The following is a 26,961-nucleotide window of genomic DNA, read 5'->3' on the forward strand; positions in this document are numbered from 1 at the left end:
CACCGATCGGTCTACAGCGTAAACAGACACAGCGGCACCCGGAGTTCGGATTCACTCAGTCCCCCATGGACGCCGACATGGATGTGCGGTTCCTCGAAGGGCAGAGCCTGACGCAGGACGTGCCGCGCGCGCGGCAGCAGACAGTAATCGCCCACCCGGTCGCGGATGCGCGGATGTGCCGGCCCAGGCCCGAGCAGGCCGTCCGCGATCACCTGCCGGCTCGGTATCAGCTCGACCATATCGCCCAGCTCGTCGGCGCAATAGTCCTCGAAGCGCTGCGCACTGTCGGCGCGTACCGTGGCCCAGGCCGCGCGCGGCTCGCCGCACAGCGGCAGCGTCAGACACTCGACCAGCTCGGGATGCTGTGCGAGATCGATGACGTCCTCAGGTCGGGTGTCGATCTGGCCATGATCGGCGCACACCAGCAGCACCGTGTCCGTCCCTGCCGCCGCGCTCAGAAACGCCTCCAGCGCCTGTTCGATCTCGGCCAGATGGGCGAGGGCGGCCGCACTCTCCATGCCGTGCTCATGCCCGATGCGGTCGAGTTCCGGCCAGTAGAGATAGAGATAGCGCCGCTCGGGCGTTTCCGACGAACGCCCCCAACGCCGCCGAGGGCGGAGTACGCGCAGCGTCTGCTGGAACATCTCCGGCAGCGACTCGAACGGCCGCACCTCGCCGCGTCCCAGATGCGCGCGATTGAAGTCCGAATAGGCGATGAAGCGCGGCGAGACGGCGATACCGCGCGTGCCGATGCGGTCGAAGATCGAGCGATGGGGGAAGAGCCGGCGCGGATCGATCCCGGCGGCACGATACGACACCCCGCCATAGCGCGGCCGACCGGGCAGGACCGCCAGTACCGATCCCAACTCGCCGAAATAGGTGAACCAGCCGGTCAACCCATGCTGGAGCGGCGACAGCCCGGTGAGATAGGTCGGAATCGCCGAGGCCGTGGTCGATGGAAACACCGAGCTGATCGCCCCCCAGCGCGCCCGGCTCAGCAATCCATCCGGTGCGTGCCGCTCCAGCCAGTCCGCGCCCAGTCCGTCGACGACCAGCAGCACCAGATTGGTCGCGCGCGTCAGATCGTCCAGCGCCAGTCCGGCCAGCGGTGGATGCTCGCAGCGTCCGCCGCGCGCCTGGATGACGGTGCTCATCAGATTCAGCAGGCCGCCGCCGCTGTAGTCGGGTCTGTGCTTGGTTTCCATGAATCGGGCGTCATGTTGGGGACCATCCGGCATGAAACCACGAACACCCATCGTCGCGCGAGACCATCGAGATGTCCACCAAGCCCAGCACCTGCTACGAATGCGATGCCAACTGCCCGATCCAGGTCGAGTTCGACGCCGGCGGCGAACCGATCGCCATCCAGGGGCCGGATTGTCCACGCTGCTATGCCCAGCTCGACCGGCGCAACCATCCCGAGCGTCTGCTCTATCCGCTCAAGCGGGTCGGGCCGCGCGGCAGCGGCCAGTTCGAGCGCATCTCCTGGGACGAGGCGCTCGGCACCATCGCCGAACGTCTCAGCGTTACCCGTGATGAGCACGGCGCACCCGCCGTCGCCTTTTTCGCCGGCTACACCAAGGAAGCGCGCCCACAGCTCCAGCGGCTCGCCCATGCCTTCGGCTCGCCCAACTATCTGACTGAGAGCGGCTGCTGCTTCTCCGCGACCATGGTGGCCGAGAAAGTCACCTTCGGCTACAAGATCAAGACCACCTCGACCGTGGTCTCGCCCAAGACGCGCTGTCATCTGATCTGGTCGACCAATCCGCGCGGCTCGATCCCACCCTTCGACACCCATGGTCTGGTGACGCTCAAGCCGGGGCGGCGCATGATCGTCGTCGACCCGCGCCGCACGCCCATGGTCGATCAGGCCGACATCCATCTCCAGATCCGTCCCGGCACCGATGGCGCGCTGGCGCTCGGTTTCCATCATCTGATCTTCGCCAATGGTTGGCAGGATCAGGCGTTTCTCGATCAATGGTGCTCGGGTGTCGATGCCTTCAGGGACTATGTGGACGAGTTCACACCCGAGCGGGTCGCCTCCATCTGCGGCATCGCCGAGTCCGATCTGCGCGCGGCGGTCGAACTCTTCGCCACCACGCCGCCGGCCCAGATCACGCTGTCGCCGACCGCGACCGTGCAGCACAGCAACGGTTTTCAGAACCACCGTGCGCTCATTCTGCTCTCGGCCGTCACCGGCAATCTGGACCGCGAGGGCGGCAACCGCTTCTTCAACGACAAGGTGCTGCCCAAGCCGATCGAGCTGTTCGATCACTGTCGCAACAATCTGCCGCCACGCATCGGCGACGAGGTCTATCCGGTCTGGACCAAATATTGGCCGGCAGGGCAGAGCATGTTGCTGCCCGACTGCATCCTGGACGGGCGTCCGCAACGGGTGCGCTCCTTGCTGGCCATGGGCATCAACACCGCCATGTGGCCGAACTCCAAGCGCATGGAGCGGGCTCTAGGATCGCTCGATTTCTTCGCCGCGACCGACTTTTTCCATAACCCGGCCACGCTCCAGGCCGACATCGTTCTGCCGGCGGCGACCAGTCTGGAACGTCCGGCGCTGATCGCCTATCCGGGCTGTGCCTATCAGGGCGAACTGCGCTATCGGCGTCCGGTGGTCGCACCGCGCGGCGAGGCGCGTCCGGACGGGGAGATCTTCCTGGAACTCGGCGTGCGGCTGGGCATGGCCGAACAGTTCTGGCACGGCGATCTCGAAGCGGCCTGGGCCGAGGCCGCCGAGGGCATCCCGGAGGAGATCCGCGATGAGGTCTACAACAATCCCGATGGCGTCACGGTGTATGCCCAAGCCATCGAGGATCTGGTCGAGCACGGCTTTCTCGACGCCGACCGGCTCTATCGGCTGCGCGGCTTCCCGACCGCGAGCGGCAAGGTCGAGTTCGACTCGGCCGAACTGCGCGCGGCCGGACACGACGGCCTGCCGATCTATCGCGAACCGGCCGAGAGTCCGCTCTCGACGCCCGAGATCGCCCGCGACTATCCGCTGGTCCTGACCAGTGGGGCGCGCACCAAGTTCGACACCCATTCACAGCATCAGTACATCCAGCGCATGCGCCGGGCGATTCCAAACCCATTGGTCGAGATCCATCCGAGCGATGCCGAGCCGCGCGGCATCCGGGATGGTCAAGCGGTCGAGATCCGCTCGCCGCGCGGGGCCGTGCGTTTCGTCGCGCGCGTCACCGAGCGCATCAAGCCCGGCGTGGTCCACTGCACCCACGGCTGGAACAGCGCTAACGTCAACGAGCTGACCGACGACCGGCATCTCGACCCGATCAGCGGGTTTCCGCCGTTCAAGTCGAGCCTGTGCGAGGTCGCGCCCGTGGCCTGACTCAGGCGCGAATCAGGGTGACGCGCCGTCCGGCTGGCGTCTGCTGCTCCAGACTGGTGGTGCGTTCCTCGATCGGCGGCTGACCGGAACGCCGGTCGAAGATCACCAGCCAGCCCGAATCCAGGCCCAGACCGGCCAGATAGGCGTCGAGCTGCTTCAATCCATCGTCGAGCGGGTCGGGGCGCCCGTCGCGCCAGACCTTGAGTTCGATGCCCAGGGTCAGGCCGCCATAGCGCAGACACAGATCCATGCGCCCGGAGCCGATGGCGTATTCGCGTTCCAGGCTTCCAGTGCCGTTGGTGACACGATGCAGAAAGGCCATCAGTACCAGATGCGGGGCGATCTCGTGATAGGGCGCGCTTTTCAGCAGCGGCTCGCCGTGTTGACGCCAGAAGTCGAGGAAGGCGTCCAGCAGGCGTTCGGCATCGAGCGAACCGTCGGGAGCCAGCCAGCTTGGGTTGATCGCCGGCAGACTATCCTGGGGACCGCTGGCCAGGGCACGCGGCAGTACTTCACGATAGATGGGATTGGCGATCACCAGCCCCCCACTGCCATCACGGCGCAGTAGGCCGAGATCGAGCAGGTAGTCGCGATCATCCTCGGGCGCCTCGCCCAGCGCCGAGCCGGCCAGCATCGGCTCGATGATGCGGCGCACGCGCGGTTCCTGGAGCTTGTGGGCGAGCTGATCGAGATGGGTGACGCGCTCGACGATCATCGACTCCTTGGCCCGCTCGATGAGGTCGAGCGTGATCGGCCGGCTCCGGTCGCGCCCTTCGCGCAATTCGAAGCAGGCGCGATAGGCCAGCGCATTGACCAGCCACGGCTGGCCCAGAGTCAGCTCCCAGACCCGGTCGAGTGCTTCGGGTGTAAAGACCTGACCGGTCTCGTTCGTGTGTTCCAGCAGCAGCCTGAGCACCTCGTCGGCGTCGAAGTCACCGAGGCGCAAGGATTTGGCCTTGATATTGAAGGCGCTACCGCCGGTGATGGGTTCGGACTCGGAACTGGCATGAATGCGATAGTCGCGCAGATCGCGCACCCCACACAGGATGACGGTCTGCGGAAAGGCGTGCGGGCGCTGAATGTAGCCGGCGCGCAGTTGGCGCAGCAGGGTGATCAGCGTGTCTCCAACCAGCGCATCGACCTCATCGAGCAGGAGCACCAGCGGTTGCGGACTCTGTTGACTCCAGGTCTCCAGCAGGCTACCGAGCATCCCATCCGCGCCACGGGTCGCCAGCGCGATCTCATTCCAGTCGAACAGGCGGTCATCGCCGATGTAGAGACGTGCGGCGGCAGCGATCGTACCGCAGACCGCCCGCATGGCACGCGGCACATCCTCGCGCGCGGTCTGGGCGATTTCGAGATTGGCATAGACCGCCCGATAGCGCCCTTCGCGGTTGAGATGCTCCATCAATGCCAGCAGACAGCTCGTCTTGCCGGTCTGACGCGGGGCATGGAGCAGGAAGTATTTCTTCTGGTCGATCAGGGTCAGGATCGCGTCGAGATCCCAGCGCGAGAGGGGCGGCAGATGATAGTGGTCTTCAGGCCGGATCGGCCCTTCGGTGTTGAAGAAACGCATCGGTCGACTCACGGCGAGTGGCACGGGCTGATCAGCATAGCATGTCGGCCCCATCTGTCAGGACGTGCCGCCAATCATCAACGACAGCTCAGACGGAGGTCCGGTTTCGATGTTCATCGGAGTCCTGCCCGAACGCGCGCACCTCTTCCGGCCCGAGCCGAGATCCGAGGTCGCGGTCAACGACGCCGCCGCCTGGCGGCTCAATCCCGCTCATCGCTCCGTCTACGACAAGCTCGGCGTGGCGCTCGCCGCCGTACTGCGCGCCGCGCCCTGCGGCGTCGATCCGCTCGCCTGCGGCCTGACGCCGGACGACTGGGTGTTCGTCAAGCCGATCGTCAATCTGGCCGGCATGGCGCTCCAGGCGCGTGCGGTGCGCGCCGACGTCGTCCCCAACGACCCCGGACTCTTCTGGTGCGAGCGGCTGGAGGGCGAGCACACCAGCACCGACTGTCTGGTGCGCGCGGGCGAGGTCGTCTGGCTGGCTCACACCAGCGCCTCAGAGCGCAAGGATCGCGCGCGCCCGCTCTACTGGGACGTGGGCGTCGAGCGGCCCGAACTCGATGCGCGCGTCCGCGACTGGGTCACGCGCCATCTGGCCGGCTATACCGGACTTTGCAATCTGGAGATGATCGGCGGCCGGCCGATCGAGGCCCATCTGCGCGGCTCCAACGGCTTCCTCGAACTCTATGGACCTGAGTTCGTACCGGCCTGGGTCGCGCTCATAGACGGCGAGCCGTTCGAGGCGCCGCCGCCGGTGCCGGGCGGACTGGTGATCTCGCTCTTCGGCACCGGGCCGCTCACCGACGCGCAGACGGCGCTCATCTCAGCGTCCGGCGCGATCAGTCGCCCCGACCTGCACACCCCCGACCGCATCGCCGTGATCCTCTGTCCCGGCAAGGCACGCGGCCTGGAACTGATCGAACGGCTTGGCTCACTCGGGTGACGCCGAGCGTGCCTGCTCCAGAAACGCCGTGATCTCCGCCACCGGCAGCGGTCGGCTGATCAGATAGCCCTGGATGGCATCGCACCCGAGCGCGCGCAGATACTCGGCCTGCTCGGTCGACTCCACGCCCTCGGCGATGACCGCGAGCCCCAGACTGCGCCCGAGCGCGATGATGGCGCGCACGATCGAGGCATTGCCGCTGTTGGTCGTCACGTCGCGCACGAAGGACAGATCGATCTTGAGCTTCTGAGCCGCGATCCGCTGCAGATAGCCGAACGAGGCATAGCCGGTGCCGAAGTCGTCGATCGACAGCCGCACACCCAGCGCCCGCAATTCGGTCAGGGACGCGAACGACTGCTCGCGATCGGCCATGATGAAGCTCTCGGTGATCTCCAGCTCCAGCCGCTCGGGCGGGATACCCGTCTCGCGCAGGATCTCGCTGACACGCTCGACCAGCCGGCCCTGACTCAACTGCACCGCCGACACATTGACCGCCGTCTGCCGTGGCGCCACCCCGGCCTCCAGCCACAGCGCCATCTGCCGGCAGGCCGTGCACAGCACCCATTCGCCCAGGCCCACCACCAGTCCGCTCTCCTCGGCCAGCGGGATGAAGTCGCCGGGCGGCACCAGACCGCGCTGCGGATGATGCCAGCGCACCAGGGCCTCGAGTCCGACGAGCTCGCCGCTCCTGAGATCGACCTGCGGCTGATAGTGCAGGAGCAGTTCGTCGCGCTCGATGGCGCGGCGCAGATCGCCCTCCATCCGCAGACGCTCCTTGGCCCGCTGGGTCATCTCGGGCGAGAAGAAGCGTAGCAGTCCGCGCCCCTGCTGTTTGGCCTGATGGAGCGCGGCCTCGGCGTTGCGCTGGAGCGTGTCGCTGTCCTCGCCGTCGGTCGGGTAGAGCGCCACGCCGATGCTGGCGCCGATATAGACCGGATTGCCGTCGATCTGGAACGGCCTGCTCAGACCGTCGAGCAGATGTTGCGCGCTCAGGTCGATCCCCGGCTGATCGGGGTCGTAGTCCAGGATCAGATTGAACTCGTCGCCGCCGATGCGCGCCATGGTGCTGTTGTCGTGCAGCAGGCCCTGGAGCCGACGGCTGACGGCGATGATCAGCAGATCCCCGAGACTGTGGCCCAGGCTCTCGTTGATGGTCTTGAAGTTGTCGATGTCGAGGAAGAGCAGCGCGAACCGGCCCTGGGTGTGCGCGGCGTGCTCGATGGCATTCTTGAGCAGTTCGCGAAACAGCGCCCGGTTGGCCAGCCCGGTCAGCGGATCGCGATGGGTGATGAAATCGAGCTTCTGCTCGGCACGACGCCGGTCGGTGATGTCGCTGTTGGAGCCGCGCCGCCCCAAGAGCCGACCCGAGTGGTCGTAGACCGGCTTGCAGACGTGTTCGATCCAGCGCTCGCCGCGATGACGTGACAGCAGCCGGAAGCTCAGGGTGCCGACGTCCTCCCGGCCCTCGGGGGAATGGTCGTTCCAGGCGGCCAGATCGTCGGGGTGGATGATCCGTTCCATCAGCCCAGGGTCGGCGAAGAAGTCGGCCGGGGCGTATCCCGAGACGGTCTCACAGGCCGGGGAGACGTAGAGATAGTCGCCGCCGGGACCGACCCAGTATTCCCAATTGGGCGAGTAGTCGGCCAGCACCCGGTATTTCTCCTCGCTCTGCTCCAGGAGCGCCGTGCGCTGAGCCACCAGCGCCTCCAGTTCGTGACGCAGCCGCGCCAGTTCCAGATGGGTGCGCACCCGCGCGCGCACCTCGTCGATGTCGAACGGCTTGGTGATGTAGTCGGCGGCGCCGATCTCGAAACCGCGCACCTTCTGCACGGCGCTGTCGATCACGGTGACGAAGATGACCGGGATGCGGTCGCCGGCGGGCAGGGCCTTGAGGCGCCGGCAGGTCTCGTAGCCGTCCATCTCGGGCATCAGGATGTCGAGCAGCACCAGATCGGGCGGATTGGGACCGGCGACCTGTTCGATGGCCTTGGCCCCCGAGCAGGCGACCTGGATGCGGTAGTCGCCCTTGAGCGATTCGAGCAGCTCGTGGATGTTCTCGGGCACGTCGTCGACGATGAGCAGGCGTGGGCGGTGTTCATTCATACCGATGGCGGATCCTGTCTGGTCTCGAGGCGCGCCCGCACGGTCGTGGCGAGCGCCTGCGCCTCGTCGATGTCGAACACGTCGCAGTGGGCGGCGATGGCGGCGATCTCGGTCTCCAGTTCACCGCCCGCGGTTCCCGCGCGCAATTCACCGAGCAATGGATCGACTGCCCCCAAATCATAGTTCAGCGCCTCGATCAAATCCCCCAGCAGCGCATCGAGCCGCTCAGGGGAGAGCGGCTCGGCGCTGGGCGCGACCGGCGGCGGGGCCGCCGCCTCCAGGGCGTCGATCTCGGCCATCAGTCGCTCCAGGCGCTCGCGCGCCTCGGCGAGCAGAGCCGGGTCGGGCGGCTCGCCGCGCTTGAGTCCGGCGTCGATCGCGTTGAGCCGTTCGTGCAGGACCACGGCCCCGAGATTGCCGACCACGCCCTTGAGCGCATGGCAGTGTTCCTCGGCGCGCGCCGGACCGACCTCGCGCGCCAGACGCTCCAGTTCCTCGACGGCCCCGGCGTAGTTCTGGCGGAAACGGCGCAGTTGCTTGCGATAGGCCTCGACCCGGCCGCCGATGCGGCGCACCCCCTCGCGCACGTCGAGGCCGGCGAGCGCGAGCAGGTCGTCCGGCAGGTCCGCGAGTTCGGGGCGGGACTCGGGCGCCGGGCGCGCATCGGCCGGACGCTCGATCCAGCGCGCGAGCACCTGCATCAGATGGTCGGGGTCGATGGGTTTGCTGACATGGTCGTTCATGCCGGCGGCCCGGCTGCGTTCGCTGTCCTGGACCATCGCCAGCGCGGTCATGGCGATGATCGGCAGGCGGGCGAAGCGCTCGCCGCCTGGCTCGTCGGCCAGGGCGCGGATGCGGCGCGTGGCCTCGTATCCGTCCATCACGGGCATCTGGATGTCCATGAGCACGGCCTCATAGTCGCGGCGCCGGACCTGCTCCAGCGCTTCCTGTCCATCGCCGGCCTCGTCGACCTCGAGGCCCTCGCTGCGCAGCAGCTCGCCAGCGAATTCGCGATTGATCTCGTTGTCCTCCACCAGCAGCACGCGCGCGCCCGCCAGCCGCCCGCTGACGGCCGGATCGGGCCGGCTCCGGCCGGCCTCGCCCAGGAGGCGCCCGCGCCCGAGCACCGAGAGCATGGTGTCGAGCAGGGTCGAGGGCGAGACCGGCTTGATCAGGAAGCCGTCGGCGCCCGCCTGCTCGGCCAGACGCCGCACGCCCTCGCGTCCATAGGCCGTGATCATCACCACCTTGGGCCGATGGGGGATGGACGGATCGCGATGCAGACGCCGGATCGCCTCGTCGCCCTTCATGCCGGGCATGTGCCAGTCCATGAGCACCAGATCGTAGGGATTGTCGGCGGCATTGCGCAGGGTGCTCAGGGCCGTGGTCCCGCTCGGCGCGGTGGCGACGTCGAGATGGAAGAAACGCAGCATCTCGGCCAGGATCTCGCGCGAGACCTCGTTGTCGTCGACCACCAGCAGCCGGATGCCGCGCAGCAGCGGACCGGCCTGATCGACCAGTTCCCGGCGGCGCTCCAGGGCCTGCCGGGCGATCCCCAGACGCACCGTGAAGCAGAGCGTGCTGCCGTGCCCCGGCTGGGAGTCCTCGACCCAGAGTCGCCCGCCCATGAGTTCGACCAGATTCCTGCTGATCGCCAGTCCCAGGCCGGTGCCGCCGAAGCGGCGGGTGGTGGACTGATCGGCCTGGGTGAATTTCTCGAACAGCCGCGACTGGACCTCGGGCGTCATGCCGAGTCCGGTGTCGCGCACGCAGACCTGGAGTCTCAGATCGGTCTCGCTTGCATCGAGTCGGTGAAGCGCCACCTCGATCTCGCCCTGGTCGGTGAACTTGAGCGCGTTGCCGCACAGATTGAGCAGCACCTGACCCAGACGCAGCGGATCGCCGATCAGGGTCGGGGGTAGGGAGACATCGTAGCGGATCAGGAACTCGATGCCCTTGTGCTCGGCCTGGACGCCGATGGCGTCGGCCACCTGTTCCAGCACGCTGTCGAGTCCGAACTCGACCTGCTCGATGACGAGCTTGCCGGCCTCGATCTTGGAGAAGTCGAGGATGTCATTGATCAGGCCCAGGAGCGTCCGGGCCGAGTGCTGGGCCTTGACCAGATAGTTCTGCACGTCGGGCGTCAGTGTCTGTTTGAGCGCCAGATGCAGCATACCGAGGATGGCGTTCATCGGGGTACGGATCTCGTGGCTCATGTTGGCCAGGAACTCCGACTTGAGCCGGGTGGCCTGCTCGGCCAGGGTGCGCGCCGCGCGCATCTCCTCCATCAGCGACCGGAGTTCGGCGGTGCGCGCCGCGACCTGGGATTCCAGGTTGGCGCGCTCGTGCTCGAGTTCGCGCGTGGTCCGGGCCAGCGTCCGGGTGCGCTGCTCGACCAGCCGGCGCAGCAGCAGGCTGAGCGAGATCAGGAGCAGCAGCCCGACGCCCAGCCCGATGAGCGATCCGCGTACCCAGTGCGGCACCAGCACCTCGGGCGGCAGGGCCATGGCACGGTGCAGGGCGCGGAAATAGAGCGAGTCGGCGTCGCGACGCCAGTCGGTGAGATGGGCGTCGATGCGCGTGAGCAGATCGGCGTTGCGCCCCTGGGTGGTGGCGAAATAGAGGGTCGAGGGCAGAAAGACGATCGGCGTCTCGCGCAGACGATATTGCGCACCGTTGCGCGCGGCGAAGAAGCTGTTCGTCACCACGGCATCGGCCGCGCCCGCGACCACGGCGGCATAGCCGGCCTCCAGCGAGCCGACGGGCACGGCCCGGTAGTCGTGTCCGGCGCCGTGCATCAACTGGTCGAAGAAGACCTGCTGGATGCCGCCCTGGAGGACGGCCACCCGCTTGCCCGCGAGATCGTTGATGGTGTGGATCGGTAGCTCGGGACGGCTGTAGATCTGCGACCAGCTACTGGCGACCGAGACCTGATGGAAGTCGAAACGTTGCGCACGCTCGCTGGAAAAGGCCACGTCCGGCATCAGATCGAGTTCTCCACGTTCCAGCCGGTCGAGACACTCGGCCCACTGACAGGACTCATAGCTCAGGCGCCAGCCCTCGGCGCTCGCCATGGCTTCCAGGAGTTCGACGAAGAGTCCGGTCGGGCGGCCGTTGGCGTCGGTGTAGACCTTGGGTGCATTCTGATAGAGACCGATCCGCACCAGCCGATGATCGCCGCCGTCGAGTCGGGGCGCCGGCCAGTTCCAGGCGAGACCGGCCGCCGGCAGCACGGTCAGCAGGGCGGCCAGTGACAGGACGGCGCGTCTGGGGGGCTTCGGTCCTTGAAACATGGGGTGTCCAGGAGGCTGTGATGACTCAGGCCGGTCGTTGGAGCTGGCCGATCGGTCCGCCGAACGACTCGGTGGCATAGCGAGCGATGTGCAGACTGTCGGACCAGTGGCCCATGGGTAGCCCGGCCTTGCGCTTGAGGTGTTCGAGGAAGTCGCGCGGATCGGGCAGTTGCTCCCAGACCGAGGGCAGGAAGGTGCCGCGCCGGCCCCGGTCGCTCAGGATCAGTCCATCGACGCCCGGCCGGATCTGGGCGAGCAGCTCGGCCTCGGAGCCGAAGGACAGCGGCTCGGCCGGCGTCAGGACCGAGAGTTTGAGCGTCAGCTCGGGATACTCGGCCGCGCGCAGCGGCGGGAAGCGCGGATCCTCGAAAGCGGCGGCGAAGGCGTTCTGAGCCACGTCCGTGACCAGCGGGCGGAAGGCGTCCAGCACGCCGATGCAGCCGCGCAGATCGGCGTGGCGTTCCAGGGTGACGAAGGTGGCGCGGATGGCGCGCAGCGGTTCGGGATACTCGGCCGGGTCGAGATCCAGCGGGCGCTGGTGCTCCAGCCCATGCGCGATCGAGCGCGCGGCGATGTCGAGCAGGGTCGCGCGCTCGGTCGCGTCATAGATGGCCGGTCGCTCGCCCGCCGTCTCAATGGATGGCATAGGCGCCATAGCCCACCACCTGATCGCGTGATCCAGCCGTATCCCCCGAGTTGCGCAGATCCAGGGTCTCGGCCTGGAGTCCGCGCCGTCGCGCCAGGGTCAGCAGTCCGTTCAAGGGAGCGCGACCGCACGCCTGGTCATAGCCGATCGCCTCGGGACGCAGGGCCTCGATGGCCTCGGAGGTTTGCGCGTCGATGCGCCGCGCGGTGCGGTAGTCCAGATAGTGCGTCAGGTCCGAGCTGACCAGGATCAGGGTCTCGGGTCCGCCCCAGAGCAGATCCAGCACCTCGGCCACCGACTCGGGCGCGGCCTCGCCGACGACCAGGGGAACCAGACTGAAGGCGTCGAGCACCCGTTGCAGGAAGGGCAACTGGACTTCGAGACTGTGCTCCTGGGCGTGCGCGGCATCGAGCAGATGCACCTGCGGCAGCGTCAGGGCGCGCTCGACGGCGGCGCGATCGATGGGAACCGGACCGAGCGGCGTGGCGAAGACGTCGGCGCTGGTCGCCGCCAGTCCGATGAAGGGCAACCGATGCGATGGACCCAGCAGCACGACCCGCCGGATCCGGTCGCGCACCGGCGCCAGTGTGGCATAGGCGGTGGCGGCGATGGGACCGGAGTAGATGTAACCGGCATGAGGCACGATCAGCGCCTTGGGCGGCGTCGCGCCGGGGTTGGATGAGGCCGACGCAGGCGGCTCGGCGAGCAGGGCGTCGAGCATCCGGCCCAGCTCGGCGGGATCGCCCGGATAGAATTGATCGGCCACGGCGGGCTGTCGAATCGTTGGCATGGGGCGCCTCCTCACGCATCACGGTTTGGAGTTTGAGCGTCAGTCCCTACGATGCATAAAGTATAACCCGATGCGGTGTCGGCAACCTCGAACGGCTGCCGACACGGCCGGTCTCACTGGTCGAGCTGCTCGACCAGCTTGGTGCAGCCGGCGGCGTTCCGGACCCACTCGATCTCGGCTTGCAGCGGCACCGAGGAACCCTTGGAACGGATGTGCTCGACGCTGGCGGCGACCAGGGCATCCAGTTTGGCCTCGTCCATCCCGCCCTGGCGGCGCGCGGTCTCGACGGCGAGGCAGACACCGGCCTGGGTTCCCATCAGCATCCCGCTCGCCGCGCCCATGCCCCAGCCGAAGCCGAGTGTCATGATGCCGCCGAAGGAGGCACCGACCAGGAGTGAAATGATGACTACAATGGTCGTTCGCATGTCTGAGGTTCCCCAATAGGCCAAATCCGATGAGTCTGTCACTGTCGAAGCGGTCACGGCGTCCGGCCGCTGTCCCGGCCATGCTAACCCTTGCGCTGTTCGCCGTCTCCTGCTTCGTGGCGCTGGAGACCCGCGCCGACGCCCGCGCGGACTTCCTCGCCGCCGAGTCGGCGCTCGAACGCGGCGATCCGGCGGCCTTTCAGACCCTGGCGGACGGTCTGCGCGATGACCCGCTCTATCCCTATCTGCTGTTCGCGGAGCTGACGCGCGATCTGGCCCAAGCGCCGGATGCACGCATCGAGTCCTTTCTCGCCGACTATGCCGACACCCCGCTGGCCGAGCGGCTGCGTCCGGCTTATCTGCGCCGTCTGGCCGACGCCGGGCGCTGGGCCGATTACGCGCGTGTCTATCAGCCGGACGACTCGGTCGAGCGCCGCTGTCTGCATCTGCGCGCCCTGATCGAGACCGGACGTGCCGGGGAGGCACTGCCCGAGGTCGAGCCGATCTGGCTGTCGGGCCAGTCGCGGCCCGATGCCTGTGATCCGGTGTTCGAGCGCTGGAGTGCCGAGGGACATCTGACGACCGAACGGGTCTGGGCGCGCATCCGGCTGGCGCTGGAGGCCGGAAGGACTGGACTGGCGCGTTATCTCGGTCGGCGGTTGCCCGAGTCCGAGCGGTCCTGGCTCAAGCTCTGGCTGTCGGTCGATCAGATGCCTGAGCGCATTCTGGAGGCCAGTCTGTTTCGGGAGAACCACCCCATGCGCGCCGCGATTCTGGCACACGGCATCGTGATGCTGGCGCGGAGCGATCTCGAACGCGCAGCGCTGGCGTTGCAGCGTCTGGAGCCGGCGCTGACGGATGATCGATCGGCACGCGAGCGGGCGCATGTCGCCGTCGGACGTGCATTGGCCGAGTCCGGCGATCGCCTGGGGCTGCTCTATTGGGACGCCATCGAGCCGAGCGCGGACAATCTGCCCGAGCAGGAACGCCGTCTGCGCGCGGCCATCACGCTGCGCGCCTGGGATTGGCTGGCCAAATGGATCGAGCGGATGCCCGAGGGTGAGATCAAGCGCGAGCGCTGGCTCTATTGGCTGGGCGTGGCCCAGGCGTTCCTTGGCCAGTCGGAGGCCGCACAGGCGACACTCGGCGAGGCGGCGCGCGAACGCAGCTTCTGGGGCTTCATGGCCGCCGATCGTCTGGATCTGCCCTACAACCTGGAGCACCGTCCGGTGCCGGTCGCGCCGGAGCGACTCCAGACCCTGGCCCAGGAGCCGGCCTACCGGCGCATCCTCGCGCTCGACCAGATCGGCCGCGAGGTCGATGTCCGGCGCGAATGGCGCACGCTCGCCGGTCGACTGGACAATGACGGACTCATGGCCGCCGCCCGGCTCGCGCACGATCGCGGCTGGCACGATCAGGCCATCGTCATGCTCGCCCGCTCGGGCTACTGGGACGATCTGGAGATCCGCTTTCCGCTCGCCTATCGCGATCGCGCCGCCGAACAGGCGTGGCAGATCGGCATCGAGCCGGACTGGATCCAGGCCGTGATGCGCCAGGAGAGTGTCTTTGCGCGCACCATCGCCTCACCGGCGGGGGCCGTGGGGCTGATGCAGCTCATGCCGGCGACCGCCGGCGAGGTCGCCGCCGAGCTGGAGCGACCCCAGCCCTCGCGCTGGGATCTGCTCGACCCCGAACTCAATATCACGCTCGGCAGTGCCTATCTGACGCGGATGCGCGACCGCTTCGGCCATGCGGCTCTGGCCACGGCGGCCTACAACGCCGGTCCCGCGCGTGTCGAGCGCTGGCTGCCGGAGACCTGTATGGACGCCGATCTCTGGATCGCGCGCATCCCCTTCGCCGAGACGCGCGGCTATGTCGAGCGCGTCCTGAGCTATCGGATCATCTATGCCGAACGTCTGGGGCTGGAGCCGCGCCGCCTGCGCGAATTCCTGCCGCCGGTGCCCGGACGCGATTTCCGGGGCCAGGCCCCGGCGCAATGAGCGCGACAGGATTTTCAATCCGGATTCCCGGCTCTGTTACACTGCGCCGCTCGTGGAACATTCCGCCCAGTCTTCACCTATCGGCCCGACCTCGTGTCGTGCGCCCAGCAGCGCCTCATGCCAGCCATTCGAGTCCGATCGCCCATCATGCGTCCGCGCGCGCGCCAAGCGTTCATCCTGACCCTGATCCTCGGTGGACTACCACTTCAGTCCGCCAGCGCCCAGCAGACGGCGGCCGAGGCCATGGCGCATGCCATCGCGCGCATGATGGAGAGCATGGGATTCACGGCCAATGTCGATCCGGGGCGGGTGCCGCCGCCCGCTGCTCCGGCGGGAATGCCGTCATGGCCCTCGGCCCAGGGGCCGATGTCCCAATCGTTTTCCACCACGCCCGATCGCGCCGCCCAGCAGGCCGGCTCCATGGCCGATTCGGCCTGGCGCGCCATGCAGGGGGCGAGCGGCGGCGCCATGCCCTGGACCGGCACGTCGCTGGAAGGACTCTGGGAGGACAATCAGGGCGGCCTCCTGATCGTCCAGGGCGGGTTCTACCGTCTCTATTCGGCCTGTCGGGGCTACATCGAAGGCGAGATCCGGGTTCAGACCGATCGGGTCGAGCTGAGCAACCGCACCGAGAACTTCACCCAGACCTTCGAGTTCGCCCTGGATCAGGGCCGACTGGCACTGCGTGACCAGAATGGTCAGCTCTATCTCTATCGTCGTTTGATCCTGAATCCATCCGCCAATCCCGCCCGATAGCGTCTCAGTTCAGGCGAAGGCCAGACGCGCGGCGATCAGCAGCAGCAGGATACCGAAGAGTCGCTTGAGCAGCGCCACGGGCAGGGCATGGGCCAGACGGGCGCCGAGCGGCGCGATCGGCATGCTGGCGACCAGCATGGCCAGCACCGCCGGCCAGTAGACGAAGCCGGTGCTGAACCCGGGCAGCCCGTCCCGTCCCCAGCCGACGACGATGAACCCCAATGCGCCCGCCAGCGCGATCGGCAACCCACAGGCCGCCGAGGTGCCGACCGCTTGACGCATCTCCAGACCATGACGACTCAGAAAGGGCACAGTGAGCGTCCCGCCGCCGATGCCGACCAGTGACGACAGTATGCCGATCCCGCTGCCGACACCGGCCAGTCCCAGGCGTCCCGGCAGCGGATGCGCGGCGGATACAGCCGTCTTCGCGGACGTCATCAGCAGTCGCATACCGACATAGGCCAGGAATACCGCAAAGATCCGTTGCAGCCAAGGGCCGGAGATCCAGCCGGCCAGCACCGCGCCGGCCAGCGCGCCCACGACGATCCCCGGCGCCAGCGGCCGGACGATGTCCCAGCGCACCCCCCCGCGTCGATGGTGCGCGAGCGTAGAGGCCGCGCCCGTGCCGATGATGGTCGCCAGCGAGGTGCCGACGGCCAGATGCGCCATCCAGTCGCCGCCGATCCCGAGCGCGCCGAAGAGCAGCATCAGGGCCGGCACCATGACGGCGCCGCCGCCGACGCCGAAGAGTCCGGCCAGCACGCCGGAGAGTGCGCCGATGGCGAGATAGGCGATGAGTTCGATCATGAGCACCGGGAACCGCCTGCATTGAAGATCACGGCGATCATTCGTGACGATCCTCGTGCGCCTCGCGTCGTTCCAGCGCATCTGTGCTGAACTGCTGACTGAAGCGGATGACGAGGATGGCGAGACTGATGATCAGGATGGCGCCGCTCTCGTAGATCAATCCCTCGGAGCTGTTCTCCTTGCCCTGGAGCACGATCAGACGCGAGAGTGCGGTGACGGCGATGAACATCGGATAGGTGAAGGGCACGCTGCGTCTGAGAAAATAGACGTTGGCCATCGCCATGATCTCGATGAAGATGAAGATCATCAGCAGATCCTCCAGGCGGATATCACGTAGCTGATAGATTTTCCAGATCAGCTCTCCGATGCCGATGAATGCGAGTCCGCCGACGATGACGAGCACCAGCTTTTCGGTGTAGAGAAAGAGGATCGAGAGCCATTTGTCCAAGCGGGTATGCGGTTGGTTCATCCGTTTCAGCTCCTGGGCGCGATGGTGGAAATGGGCGTTTCGCCGTCGACGGTAGAACGCGAACGCCTTGAATACAAATCTGAACGTTGCAATCCTAGACGAGGTCGTGATGCCGAGACAGATGATACAGACCGACCCCACAGATTACCGGACGTGCGACGAGATCCGGATCGTCGAGGGCTTGGTCGAGGTCGAGGGACGCCGGGTGCTGGAACTGGGCTGCGGCGCGGCCTGGATGACCCGACTGCTCGCCACGCGCCTGGGCGCACGGCGGGTGACGGCGACCGAGGTCGATCGTATCCAGCATGCGAAGAATCTCGCCATCCAGGATCTGCCCGGTGTCGAGTTCCGGTTCGGCGGCGCCGAGTCGATCGCCGACCCGGATGCGACCTATGACGGCGTCTTTCTGTTCAAGTCGCTGCATCATGTGCCGGTCGAACTCATGGATCGCGCGCTCGCCGAGATCCGGCGCGTGCTGGCGCCGGGCGGTTACGTCTATGTCTCGGAACCCGTCTACTGGGGGCCGTTCAACGCGGTCATGCGGCTGATCCATGACGAGCGCCTCGTGCGCACGGCGGCCTATGCCGCCATCGAGCGCGCGGTCGACTCGGGGCGCTTCACCTGGGAGCGTCAGGTGTTCTACCAGTCGGAAGGCGTCTATCCGAGTTGGGAGGCCTTCGCCGAGCGCTTCATTCAGGTCACGCATATCGAGCATGATCTCGACGCGGCGCGGCTCGCCGAGGTCCGCGCCGCCTTCGAGCGTCATCTGACCCCGGAAGGTGCGCGTTTCCTCAAACCTCATCGGGTCGATCTGCTGCGCGCCGTGGCCTGAGCGTTCAGACTCGGGACGCCAGCAGCACCCGCTTGGCCTCGTTGACCTTGGCAGCCAGATAGTCCGAGCCGCCGCGATCCGGATGCAGGCGTTGGATCAGGCGTCGATGGGCGGCCTGGATCGCATCGGCGCCTGCATCGGGCGCGAGACCCAGGATGGCGCGTGCCTCGTTCTCGTCCAGGCCGGGTCGATCGGACGGCGGTGGCGGTGCGCGTTCGGTGTCCGGGCGCGGCGGCGGCTCCTGGAAACGCTGACCGCGCTCGTGGGTCAGATAGGCTTCAAGCGCCTCGGCCGACTCGGCGTCGGTGCGATAACAGAGATCGAGCAGACCGAGCAGCTCGCCGGTTTCGGTCGCGTCGAGCGTGCGCCCGGTGAGCGGTCCGGCGAGGATCTCGCCATCCATGCGCCCCGAGAGATGATCGATGGTCAGCAGGATGTAGTGCGTGGCCACGCGCGACTCATGCGGTCCCTGATAGCCGTTGGACGAGCGGAACTCGCGCACCCACATGGCCGTGGCGCCGGCCACCGCGACCGGCATCAGCAGGAAGTTGAGCACCGGCACCATCGCCATCCCGGCCGCCGCCGCGCCAAAGCCGAAGCTCAGCGTACGCCGTTCGCGCAGTCGGCGGCGGATCTCGGCGAAGCGCAGACCGTGATTGCCCATCGGATAGTCGCTGTATTCGACCGCCAGCATCCAGGCCGTATAGAGAAACCAGAGCAGCGGCCCGACCAGCGGCACGAACAGCAGGAACAGAAAGGGAATCGCCCACAGCAGGGCATAGACGAGCTTGCGCAGTTCGTCGAGCAGGGTCGGCCCCAGTTCGGCCAAGAGCCGGGCGTAATCGCCCTCCTGATCGATGGGGCGGCCGGTCAGCATCAGCTCGACCTTTTCGGCCAGCAGTCCGTTGAAGGGCGCGGCGATCAGGTTGGCGAGCAGACCGAAGGTGTAGAAGACGAAGACGAACAGCAGCAGGATGAACAGCGGCCAGATGAGCCATTCGAGCCAACCCAGCCAGGTCGGCAGTCTGGATTCCATGAGCTGCATCAGTCCCTCGAACTGGCTGATGCCGGCATAGAGGGCCGCCGAGAAGATCAGCAGATTCAGCAGCAAGGGAACGGCCACGAAACGCTTGATTCCGGGGCGGGTGATGAGCCTCAGGCCCTGTAATAGATAACCGGCCCCGGAGATGGGATGGCTGAACATAGGATCGGGAGCGTGCAGGGTTTGAATGGGTTGGGGATTTGAACCACAAAGACGCAAAGAGCGCAAAGAGATTCGGCGATTCTAGGCGATCGAAATCCTGAGTGCATTGGAGGGCGACGTCTTCGCGTGCTCCAAACACGCGCGTAGCCGCTCGGGCGCCTCCAGCAGCGGATTGTGACCCACGTCCTCCAGAACATGCAGCCAGGTCGCCGGACGATGCGCCAAGACTTCGTGCGCGATCGCCTGGAAGCGCGTGTCCTCGCCGCCGATGATCCAGTCGAGCCGACCCTGGTAGCGCGCGAGCGCCTCCCAGGTGCTGGGCATCTCGCCCAATCCAAGCCGTTCGAGCGCCCTGGCCAGTCCCTCCGGACGCTGACTCAGACGCTGCGCGCGCTGACGTGCCAGGATCTCGGGTGCGAGCCGTGCCTGGGTTCTGAACAGGGGCTGATGCTCCCAGGCCGTGACGAAGGCGTCGATTCCCTGATCGCGTAGCAGGTCGATCCAGACCTGATCGGCCAGCCGGCGCTGTTCGCGCAAGGCCGGATCGAGCAGTCCGGGATGGGCCGAGATGATTGCGGCGGAACGAAAACGCTCGGGCGCGAGCTGGATGAGGCTGAGCGCGATCCGACCGCCGAGCGAATAGCCGATGACCCGGTCGATGCTCGTCGGCAGCGTGTCGAGCAACGCGCGGATCACATCGAGATAATCGCCCGTCGGATCCGGGCTGGTCAGATGCCCCGGTAGATCGAGCGCCAACCGCTCCGGATCCTCGGGAAAGACGCTCGACCAGTCGGCTCCGCTGCCTGTGAAACCGTGCAGCAGCAGACAGCGGGTTTCGACCGGACTCAGAGCGCGCTCTCCGCCAAGCCGGACTCAGCGGCCTTGTCGCGCTCGATCAGAGCATAGGCCGAATGGTTGTGGATCGACTCGAAGTTCTCGGCCTCGACCGTGTAGGCGAGGATGCGCGGGTCGTCATTGAGCCGCTTGGCCACGTCGCGCACCAGATCCTCGACGAACTTGGGATTGGTGTAGGCGCGCTCGGTGACGAACTTCTCGTCCGGGCGCTTGAGCAGGCCATAGAGTTCGGACGACGCTTCACGCTCGACCAGCTCGATCAGTTCCTCCAGCCACATGAAGCGCTCCATGCGCACCTGAACCGTCACATGCGAGCGCTGATTGTGCGCGCCGAACGCCGAGATCTCCTTGGAGCAGGGGCAGAGACTGGTGACGGGCACCATGACCTTGAGTTCCAGGCGCGGCTGTCCGTTGCGGATCTCGCCGATGAAGGTGACTTCGTAGTCGAGCAGGCTCTCGACCCCGGAGACCGGCGCCTTCTTGTTGATGAAGAAGGGGAAGCGCATCTCGATGTGGCCGGCCTCGGATTCCAGACGCTCGGACATCTCGCTGAGCATGGTCTTGAAGGACGAAACGCTGATCTCGCGCTCGTGGCGGTTGAGGATCTCCACGAAGCGCGACATGTGCGTGCCCTTGAAGTCGTGCGGGAGATAGACGTACATGTTGAAGTTCGCCACCGTGTGCTGCTCGGTGCCGCTGCGGTCGAGTACCCGCACTGGATGGCGGATGTCCTTGATGCCGACCTTGTCGATGGCGATGCGGCGGGTGTCGGCGCTCCCCTGGACGTCGGCGATCTCGCAGGTGGCGTTGGTCGAGCAGGGGGATGGGGTCGATGGCTCCATGAGAATAGTGTCGTCGTCGGAATGGATGGCTGGAAGATGGGGGCGGCTGGCGGCTCGGCCAAGTCGGATGGGTCGGGCAGGCCGAGTGCTGGGGTTAGAGTGGTTCGAGGGGCGGCGGTTCAATGTCGCCGTGCATCCCCTCTCCCGTGTATTCGGTCAGTGCTTGCGTCCCAGGAGGGCGTTGGCGATCCAGACCAGCGGCTGGGCGCGCTCGCCGAAGATCGACACGGATTCGATGGCCTCGGTGATGAGCTGATTGGCCATGGCCTTGGCCTCGGCCAGACCGACCAGCGCCGGATAGGTGGCTTTGTTGAGTGCCTGGTCGCGGCCGGCGGTCTTGCCGATCTGGGCGGTGTCGCCCTCGACATCCAGCACGTCGTCCTGGATCTGGAACGCCAGCCCCAGACACTTGGCGTAATGGTCGAGCCGCTCGGCTTTGTCGGCATCCAGTTCGCCATGGGCCAGCACGCCCATCTGCACCGAGACGCGAATCAGGGCGCCGGTCTTGTGGATGTGGATGTTCTCAAGCTGCACCAGATCGAGCGGGCTGCCCTCGGCTTCCAGATCCATCGCCTGACCGCCGACCATGCCGCGCGCCCCGCTGGCGCGGGCCAGTGCCGCGACCATGCCGACGCGCGACTCGGCGCTCAGCCCAGGCGCCTCGGCCAGCGCCTGGAAGGCGAGCGTCTGGAGCGCGTCGCCGGCCAGGATCGCCGTGGCCTCGTCGAAGGCGCGATGACAGGTCGGACGCCCGCGCCGCAGGTCGTCGTCGTCCATCGCCGGCAGATCGTCGTGGATCAGCGAATAGGCATGGATCATCTCGACGGCGCAGGCCGGGCGGTCGAGCAGGGCGGCCTCGAGTCCGAGCGCCTCGCCGGCGGCATAGGCGAGCAGCGGACGGATGCGCTTGCCGCCGGCCAGCACCGTGTAGCGCATGGCCTCGTGCAGGCGCGACGGCTGCACGCTCACGGGCGGCAGGATCTGGTCGAGCGCGGTCTCGACGCGCGCACCACAGCGCGCGCGGAAGTCATCCAGGGTGTGATCAGTCATGGGCGTCGAATGGCTCTGGCTCGGCGTCCGGCCGGGCGTCGGTGAGGATCCGCACCCGCTGCTCGGCGGTTTCCAGCGCCTGCTGACAGACGCGGGTCAGGCCGATTCCGCGTTCGAAGGCCGCGAGCGAGTCTTCGAGCGTCATCTCGCCCTGCTCCAGGGCGTCGACGACGGCTTCCAGTTCGGTCAGTGACTGTTCGAACGACGGTGGGGGCGGGGTCTTGGGTTGTTTCATCTGGGTTTGAATCCGGGTTTGCAGGTACGGTACCGTAGCTCGGTTGAGCGGTCAAACCAGCGCGACCGCTCCGGCGACTCTCAGATTCAACCCTTTCAGCCTTCAGGAAGATCCGCCCGTCCATGACCGGCCATTACGACGCCTCAGCCATTGAAGTCCTCCAGGGCCTCGATCCGGTGCGCAAACGCCCCGGAATGTACACCGACACCACTCGTCCCAACCATCTGGCCCAGGAGGTCATCGACAACAGCGTCGACGAAGCCCTCGCCGGTCATGCCAAGCGCATTTCGGTGACGCTCCATGCCGATGGCTCGCTGGAAGTCGAGGACGACGGGCGCGGGATGCCGGTCGACATCCATCCGCAGGAGGGGCGACCTGGAGTCGAGGTCATCCTGACCAAGCTCCACGCGGGCGGCAAGTTCAACTCGGACAACTACCGCTTCTCGGGCGGCCTGCATGGCGTGGGCGTGTCCGTGGTCAATGCGCTCTCGCGCCATCTGGAGGTCTGGGTCAAGCGCGGCGGCCAGGAATACAACATGGCCTTCAAGGACGGCAACAAGGTCAGCGATCTGGATGTGGTCGGCACGGTCAAGCGCAACGATAGAGGGACGCGGCTGCGTTTCTGGCCCGATCCCGGCTATTTCGACTCACCCAAGTTCGCCGTGCGTCCGCTGACCCATCTGCTTCAGGCCAAGGCCGTGCTCTGTCCGGGGCTGGAGGTGCGTTTTCGCGATGAGACCAGCGGCGAGGAGCAGGTCTGGTGCTATCAGGATGGGCTTCAGGACTATCTGCTCCAGTCGCTCAACGGCGTCGAGACCTTGCCGTCCGAACCCTTCGTCGGCGACATGGAGGGACGCACCGAGGCGGCGAGCTGGGCGCTGGTCTGGCTGCCCGAGCCGCCCAAGTCCGGCGGCGGCGAGCCGATCGCCGAGAGCTATGTCAACCTGATCCCGACGGTGCAGGGCGGCACCCATGTCAATGGTCTGCGCACCGGGCTGACCGAAGCCGTGCGCGAGTTCTGCGAGTTCCGTAATCTGCTGCCGCGCGGGGTCAAGCTGGCGCCGGAGGATGTCTGGAGCCGCGTCAGTTACATCCTGTCGGTCAAGCTGCTCGACCCGCAGTTCTCGGGCCAGACCAAGGAGCGGCTGTCTTCGCGTGAGTGCGCGGCCTTCGTCTCGGGTGTGGTCAAGGATTCGTTCAGCCTGTGGCTCAATCAGCATGTGGCCGAGGGTGAGCGCATCGCTGAGTTGGCGATCGGCGCAGCTCAGGCGCGGCTGCGTGCCGGGCGAACGGTCACGCGCAAGAAGATCACCCAGGGTCCGGCCCTGCCGGGCAAGCTCGCCGACTGCACCGCGACCGATCCCGAGCGCGGCGAGCTGTTTTTAGTGGAAGGCGACTCGGCCGGCGGCTCGGCCAAGCAGGCGCGCGACCGCGAGTTCCAGGCCATCCTGCCGCTGCGCGGCAAGATCCTCAACACCTGGGAGGTCGCGCCGGAGGAAGTGCTGGCCTCGCAGGAGGTGCACGACATCGCCGTGGCCATCGGCGTCGATCCGGGCAGCGATGATTTGAGCCGGTTGCGCTTCGGCAAGATCTGCATCCTAGCCGATGCCGACTCGGACGGCGCCCATATCGCCACCCTGCTGTGCGCGCTCTTCCTCAAGCATTTCCGGCGTCTGGTCGCCGAGGGGCATGTCTATGTCGCCATGCCGCCGCTCTATCGCATCGATGTCGGCAAGCAGGTCTATTACGCGCTCGACGACGACGAGAAGAAGGGCATCCTCGACCGCATCGCCGCCGAGAAGATCAAGGGCAAGGTCAATGTGCAGCGCTTCAAGGGCCTGGGCGAGATGAACCCAGCGCAACTGCGCGAGACCACCATCCATCCCGACACGCGCCGTCTGGTCCAGCTCACCATCGACGACGACCGCGAGACCGACGAACTGCTCGACCGCTTGCTGGCCAAGAAGCGCGCGGCGGACCGGCGGGCCTGGTTGCAGGAGAAGGGGGATCTGGCCGAGGTGTCCTGATCGGGGCAATCTGATGGATCTGCGCCGGTGTCGAGTGTCAGGGGATTGTGCATGATACGGGATTCCCGTACGATGCGACCCATGCAAACCGTCATCGAAACTCCGACCTTTCAGAAGCAGGCCGACGCCATCTGGTCGGAAGACGAGCGGCTCGATTTCGTGACCTGGATCGCCCGGAACCCACTGGCCGGCGACGTGATCCCAGGCGCCGATGGTGCGCGGAAAGTGCGCTGGGCGGCTCAAGCGAAAGGTAAGCGCGGCGGCGTGCGCGTGATCTACTTCAACTTCATGGCGCAAGGCGTGCTCTGTTTGGTCGCGATCTATGCGAAGTCGGATCAGTCCAACATCCAACCCAACGACATACTGAGGGCCGCTCGATGAACATCGACCAGATCGCCAACGCCATCGAACAGGACGCGGGTGAAGCCTTGCCGGGTCTGCGTGAGAGTCTGGCCGAGATGCGCGACGGCCTCGTCGCGCGCACCACGACCCCGGAGCAGATGCTCGTCAGATCCGCGCGTCAGGCGCTGGGGCTTTCGCAGCCTCAGTTCGCCGACCTGATTCAGACGCCCGTGGCAACTTTGCGTGACTGGGAGCAGGGGCGATTCACGCCGCCGGGCGCGGTGCTGTGTCTTCTGAAGATCGTCGCCAAGCACCCCGAGGTATTGACTGAATTGGCGGCCTGAGCCGCCTCCGCAGGGACTGTCAAGCTGACAAGTTGCTGTCTGGTAGGGCAGAAATACCCATCAACAACGACACTCACGCAGATCGCGCAGTCTCAGTCCGGCGACGAGCAAGAGCGTTACATAAACCAATCCGCCCGCCAGAATCCAGCCTGTCAGCTCCAGTATCCGCGTCCAGGCGTCCGCAAGCATCCAGTCGGCACGCTCTCCAAGACCCCAGTGCAGCGCAAGCCCCATCCCCACACTGGCCGGCAACGTCTGAGCGAACAGGCGCTTCCAGCCAGGATGCCGTCGATAGATGCCCGATCGCCTCAGTCCGCGCAGCAGCAGGACGGCATTGAGTGCAGCCGTGAGCGACGTTGCGAGCGCCAGCCCGGCATGTCCCAGCGGCACCATGAGCAGCAGATGCAGCGCCAGTCCGACACCGAGCGCGATCAGCGCCAGTCGCACCGGCGTGCGCACATCCTGCCGGGCGTAATAGCCGGGCACCAGCACCTTGATCGCCAGAAAGGCCGGGATGCCGAGCGCATAGGCCATGAGCGAGTACGCCGCCTGGGTGACATCCTCTGCACCGAACTCCGACGACAGAAAGAGCGTCGCCATCACCGGCTCGGCCAGCACCAGCAGTCCGACCGCCGCCGGCAGACCGAGTAGCAGCGCCAGCCGCAAGGCCCAGTCCAGCGTGTCGGAGAAGCGCTCGGAATCCTGCGCCGCTTCACGCTGCGACAGACGCGGCAGGATCACCGTGCCCAGCGCCACGCCCAGCAGTCCGAGCGGCAGTTCCATGAGCCGGTCCGAGTAATAGAGCCAGGAGATGCTGCCGGTCACGAGCACCGAGGCGAGCAGGGTGTCGAGCAGCAGGCTGATCTGGCCCACGGACACGCCGAGCACCGCCGGCCCCAGACGCCTGAAAACGGCGATCACGCCCGGATCGCGCGGTTTGAAGCGCGGTCGCGGCAACAGCCCGAGCCGTGCCAGAAAGGGCAGTTGAAACGCCAGTTGCACCAGCCCGGCGACGAGCACGCCCCAGGCGAGCGCCAGGATCGGCGTCTCCAGCAACGGCGCCAGCCACAGCGCGCAACCGATCAGGACGATGTTGAGCAGCGCCGGAGTGAAGGCCGGCACCCCGAAACGCTCATAGGTATTGAGCAGGGCACTGGCCAGCGCGGCGAGCGTGATGAAGAACAGATAGGGCAGGGTGAGCCGCAGCAGCGTCGTGGCCAGCGTGAACTGATCGGCATCCGCGCCGAAGCCGGGCGCGAAGGCCAGGATCAGCAGCGGTGCGGCCAGGATTCCGAGTCCGGTGATCAGCAGCAACGCGGCGGCCAGCGTGCCCGTCAGGTCGTCGACGAAGGACTTGAGCGCCGGCAGTCCCTGTCGCTCGCGATAGTCGTTGAGCACCGGCACCAGCGCCATCGAGAAGGCGCCCTCGGCGAACAGCCGGCGCGCGAAGTTGGGGATCTTGAAGGCGACGAAGAAGGCATCGGTCGCCGCATCAGCCCCGAACACGCGCGCGATGGTCAGATCCCGCACGAATCCCAGAATACGCGACAACAGCGTTCCGCCGCCCACCTTGGCGAACGAGGCAACCAGCGAGGCCATGGATCGGAGGCGGCTCCAGACAGGAAAAGGCGCTGATTATAATTGACAATCGTGCTCCGATCCGAAATACTGCGCCGTCTAAAACCGCGTTCGGTGTGGCCCGCTTGTGCTGGCCGACCCTCCACGCGGTTTCATCGTTTTTACCTCGACCGCGTCAGACATCGAATTCTCGGGAGACTCAGTTGGCTAATTCACCTCAAGCGCGCAAGCGCGCCCGTCAGGCGGAAGACCGTCGTCAGCGTAACATGGCTCAGCGCAGCACCCTGCGCACCTTCATCAAGAAGGTGATCAAGGCGATCCGCGCCGAAGACAAGGAAGCGGCCGTTCAGGCGTTCAAGGACGCCGTGCCGCGTATCGACCGCGCCGCTCGTAAGGGCCTGATCCACGCCAACAAGGCCGCGCGTCACAAGAGCCGTCTGAACGCCCACATCAAGGCCATGGCTTGATCGCGAAGACGCTCACGCGAAG

The 26,961-nt window shown here is 66.6% G+C and carries 24 protein-coding genes; 9 read left to right on the forward strand and 15 right to left on the reverse strand.

Going from position 1 to position 26,961, the window contains the following annotated elements; translation table 11 throughout:
• Nucleotides 1–11 precede the first annotated feature (11 nt).
• Nucleotides 12–1,205, reverse strand: a complete 1,194-nt coding sequence (locus HW932_RS01115) for an alkaline phosphatase family protein (protein ID WP_176974661.1) — start codon at nt 1,203–1,205, stop codon at nt 12–14.
• 71 nt (nt 1,206–1,276) lie between these two features.
• Here HW932_RS01115 and HW932_RS01120 point away from each other — a divergent pair, with 71 nt between their 5' ends.
• Nucleotides 1,277–3,355, forward strand: a complete 2,079-nt coding sequence (locus tag HW932_RS01120) for a molybdopterin-containing oxidoreductase family protein (protein ID WP_176974662.1) — start codon at nt 1,277–1,279, stop codon at nt 3,353–3,355.
• 1 nt (nt 3,356) lies between these two features.
• Here HW932_RS01120 and HW932_RS01125 read toward each other — a convergent pair whose 3' ends face one another.
• Entirely contained in the window at nt 3,357–4,931 is a 1,575-nt protein-coding gene (locus HW932_RS01125) for an AAA-like domain-containing protein (protein ID WP_176974663.1), read from the reverse strand.
• Nucleotides 4,932–5,040: 109 nt separating this feature from the next.
• Between HW932_RS01125 and HW932_RS01130 the strand changes: the two genes are divergently transcribed.
• Nucleotides 5,041–5,874: an ATP-grasp domain-containing protein gene (locus tag HW932_RS01130; protein ID WP_176974664.1), complete on the forward strand. Its 834-nt coding sequence runs from the start codon at nt 5,041–5,043 to the stop codon at nt 5,872–5,874.
• Here HW932_RS01130 and HW932_RS01135 read toward each other — a convergent pair.
• The 5 genes from HW932_RS01135 to HW932_RS01155 form a co-directional block, all read right to left on the reverse strand.
• Nucleotides 5,863–7,977 carry a GGDEF/EAL domain-containing response regulator gene (locus HW932_RS01135; RefSeq protein WP_176974665.1) on the reverse strand — a complete coding sequence of 705 codons (2,115 nt, stop codon included), beginning with the start codon at nt 7,975–7,977 and terminating at the stop codon, nt 5,863–5,865. The genes HW932_RS01130 and HW932_RS01135 overlap by 12 nt on opposite strands.
• Nucleotides 7,974–11,270 carry a hybrid sensor histidine kinase/response regulator gene (locus HW932_RS01140; protein WP_176974666.1) on the reverse strand — a complete coding sequence of 1,099 codons (3,297 nt, stop codon included), beginning with the start codon at nt 11,268–11,270 and terminating at the stop codon, nt 7,974–7,976. The genes HW932_RS01135 and HW932_RS01140 overlap by 4 nt, the downstream gene beginning before the upstream one ends.
• A gap of 25 nt (nt 11,271–11,295) precedes the next feature.
• On the reverse strand, nt 11,296–11,925 hold the full coding sequence (gene amrA / locus HW932_RS01145; protein WP_176974667.1) for an AmmeMemoRadiSam system protein A: 630 nt from the start codon (nt 11,923–11,925) through the stop codon (nt 11,296–11,298).
• The gene (amrB, locus tag HW932_RS01150) at nt 11,903–12,706 is read right to left on the reverse strand and encodes an AmmeMemoRadiSam system protein B (protein WP_176974668.1); all 804 of its coding nucleotides are present in this window, start codon (nt 12,704–12,706) and stop codon (nt 11,903–11,905) included. The genes amrA and amrB overlap by 23 nt, the downstream gene beginning before the upstream one ends.
• A gap of 113 nt (nt 12,707–12,819) precedes the next feature.
• A complete protein-coding gene (locus tag HW932_RS01155) occupies nt 12,820–13,131 on the reverse strand; it encodes a hypothetical protein (protein WP_176974669.1) in 312 nt (103 codons plus the stop codon).
• A gap of 29 nt (nt 13,132–13,160) precedes the next feature.
• Between HW932_RS01155 and HW932_RS01160 the strand changes: the two genes are divergently transcribed.
• Nucleotides 13,161–15,131 carry a transglycosylase SLT domain-containing protein gene (locus tag HW932_RS01160; protein WP_176974670.1) on the forward strand — a complete coding sequence of 657 codons (1,971 nt, stop codon included), beginning with the start codon at nt 13,161–13,163 and terminating at the stop codon, nt 15,129–15,131.
• 147 nt (nt 15,132–15,278) lie between these two features.
• Complete coding sequence (locus tag HW932_RS01165) at nt 15,279–15,887, forward strand: hypothetical protein (RefSeq protein ID WP_176974671.1); 609 nt, start codon at nt 15,279–15,281, stop codon at nt 15,885–15,887.
• A 9-nt stretch (nt 15,888–15,896) separates the two neighbouring features.
• On the opposite strand, the gene HW932_RS01170 is transcribed toward HW932_RS01165, so the two are convergent.
• Together HW932_RS01170 and HW932_RS01175 are read right to left on the reverse strand one after the other, a co-directional pair.
• Entirely contained in the window at nt 15,897–16,694 is a 798-nt protein-coding gene (locus HW932_RS01170) for a sulfite exporter TauE/SafE family protein (protein WP_222932175.1), read from the reverse strand.
• Between the two features lie 37 nt (nt 16,695–16,731).
• A complete protein-coding gene (locus HW932_RS01175; protein ID WP_176974673.1) occupies nt 16,732–17,163 on the reverse strand; it encodes a phosphate-starvation-inducible PsiE family protein in 432 nt (143 codons plus the stop codon).
• 109 nt (nt 17,164–17,272) lie between these two features.
• Between HW932_RS01175 and HW932_RS01180 the strand changes: the two genes are divergently transcribed.
• Nucleotides 17,273–17,995: a class I SAM-dependent methyltransferase gene (locus HW932_RS01180; protein ID WP_176974674.1), complete on the forward strand. Its 723-nt coding sequence runs from the start codon at nt 17,273–17,275 to the stop codon at nt 17,993–17,995.
• A 4-nt stretch (nt 17,996–17,999) separates the two neighbouring features.
• Here the strand turns inward: HW932_RS01180 and cysZ are convergent, their stop codons facing one another.
• The 5 genes from cysZ to HW932_RS01205 all read right to left on the reverse strand — a co-directional run bounded on the left by cysZ (nt 18,000) and on the right by HW932_RS01205 (nt 22,181).
• Nucleotides 18,000–19,199, reverse strand: a complete 1,200-nt coding sequence (gene cysZ / locus HW932_RS01185; RefSeq protein ID WP_176974675.1) for a sulfate transporter CysZ — start codon at nt 19,197–19,199, stop codon at nt 18,000–18,002.
• Nucleotides 19,200–19,280: 81 nt separating this feature from the next.
• The gene (locus HW932_RS01190; protein WP_176974914.1) at nt 19,281–20,048 is read right to left on the reverse strand and encodes an alpha/beta fold hydrolase; all 768 of its coding nucleotides are present in this window, start codon (nt 20,046–20,048) and stop codon (nt 19,281–19,283) included.
• A complete protein-coding gene (folE2, locus tag HW932_RS01195) occupies nt 20,045–20,896 on the reverse strand; it encodes a GTP cyclohydrolase FolE2 (RefSeq protein ID WP_176974676.1) in 852 nt (283 codons plus the stop codon). Before folE2 ends, HW932_RS01190 begins: the two co-directional genes overlap by 4 nt.
• A 156-nt stretch (nt 20,897–21,052) precedes the next feature.
• Nucleotides 21,053–21,946 carry a (2E,6E)-farnesyl diphosphate synthase gene (gene ispA / locus HW932_RS01200; protein WP_176974677.1) on the reverse strand — a complete coding sequence of 298 codons (894 nt, stop codon included), beginning with the start codon at nt 21,944–21,946 and terminating at the stop codon, nt 21,053–21,055.
• The gene (locus tag HW932_RS01205) at nt 21,939–22,181 is read right to left on the reverse strand and encodes an exodeoxyribonuclease VII small subunit (protein ID WP_176974678.1); all 243 of its coding nucleotides are present in this window, start codon (nt 22,179–22,181) and stop codon (nt 21,939–21,941) included. The genes ispA and HW932_RS01205 overlap by 8 nt, the downstream gene beginning before the upstream one ends.
• Nucleotides 22,182–22,303: 122 nt before the next feature.
• On the opposite strand from HW932_RS01205, the gene parE reads away from it, so the two are divergent.
• The 3 genes from parE (at nt 22,304) to HW932_RS01220 (ending at nt 24,894) form a co-directional block, all read left to right on the forward strand.
• Complete coding sequence (parE, locus tag HW932_RS01210; RefSeq protein ID WP_176974679.1) at nt 22,304–24,208, forward strand: DNA topoisomerase IV subunit B; 1,905 nt, start codon at nt 22,304–22,306, stop codon at nt 24,206–24,208.
• 81 nt (nt 24,209–24,289) lie between these two features.
• On the forward strand, nt 24,290–24,589 hold the full coding sequence (locus HW932_RS01215) for a DNA-binding protein (RefSeq protein WP_176974680.1): 300 nt from the start codon (nt 24,290–24,292) through the stop codon (nt 24,587–24,589).
• Entirely contained in the window at nt 24,586–24,894 is a 309-nt protein-coding gene (locus HW932_RS01220) for a helix-turn-helix domain-containing protein (protein ID WP_176974681.1), read from the forward strand. The genes HW932_RS01215 and HW932_RS01220 overlap by 4 nt, the downstream gene beginning before the upstream one ends.
• Nucleotides 24,895–24,954: 60 nt before the next feature.
• Here HW932_RS01220 and murJ read toward each other — a convergent pair whose 3' ends face one another.
• Nucleotides 24,955–26,493, reverse strand: a complete 1,539-nt coding sequence (gene murJ, locus HW932_RS01225; RefSeq protein ID WP_176974682.1) for a murein biosynthesis integral membrane protein MurJ — start codon at nt 26,491–26,493, stop codon at nt 24,955–24,957.
• A gap of 182 nt (nt 26,494–26,675) precedes the next feature.
• On the opposite strand from murJ, the gene rpsT reads away from it, so the two are divergent.
• The gene (gene rpsT / locus HW932_RS01230) at nt 26,676–26,939 is read left to right on the forward strand and encodes a 30S ribosomal protein S20 (protein ID WP_012969996.1); all 264 of its coding nucleotides are present in this window, start codon (nt 26,676–26,678) and stop codon (nt 26,937–26,939) included.
• Nucleotides 26,940–26,961: the final 22 nt, after the last annotated feature.

Origin of the sequence: Allochromatium humboldtianum, assembly GCF_013385175.1 — a bacterium.
Lineage (GTDB): Bacteria > Pseudomonadota > Gammaproteobacteria > Chromatiales > Chromatiaceae > Thermochromatium > Thermochromatium humboldtianum.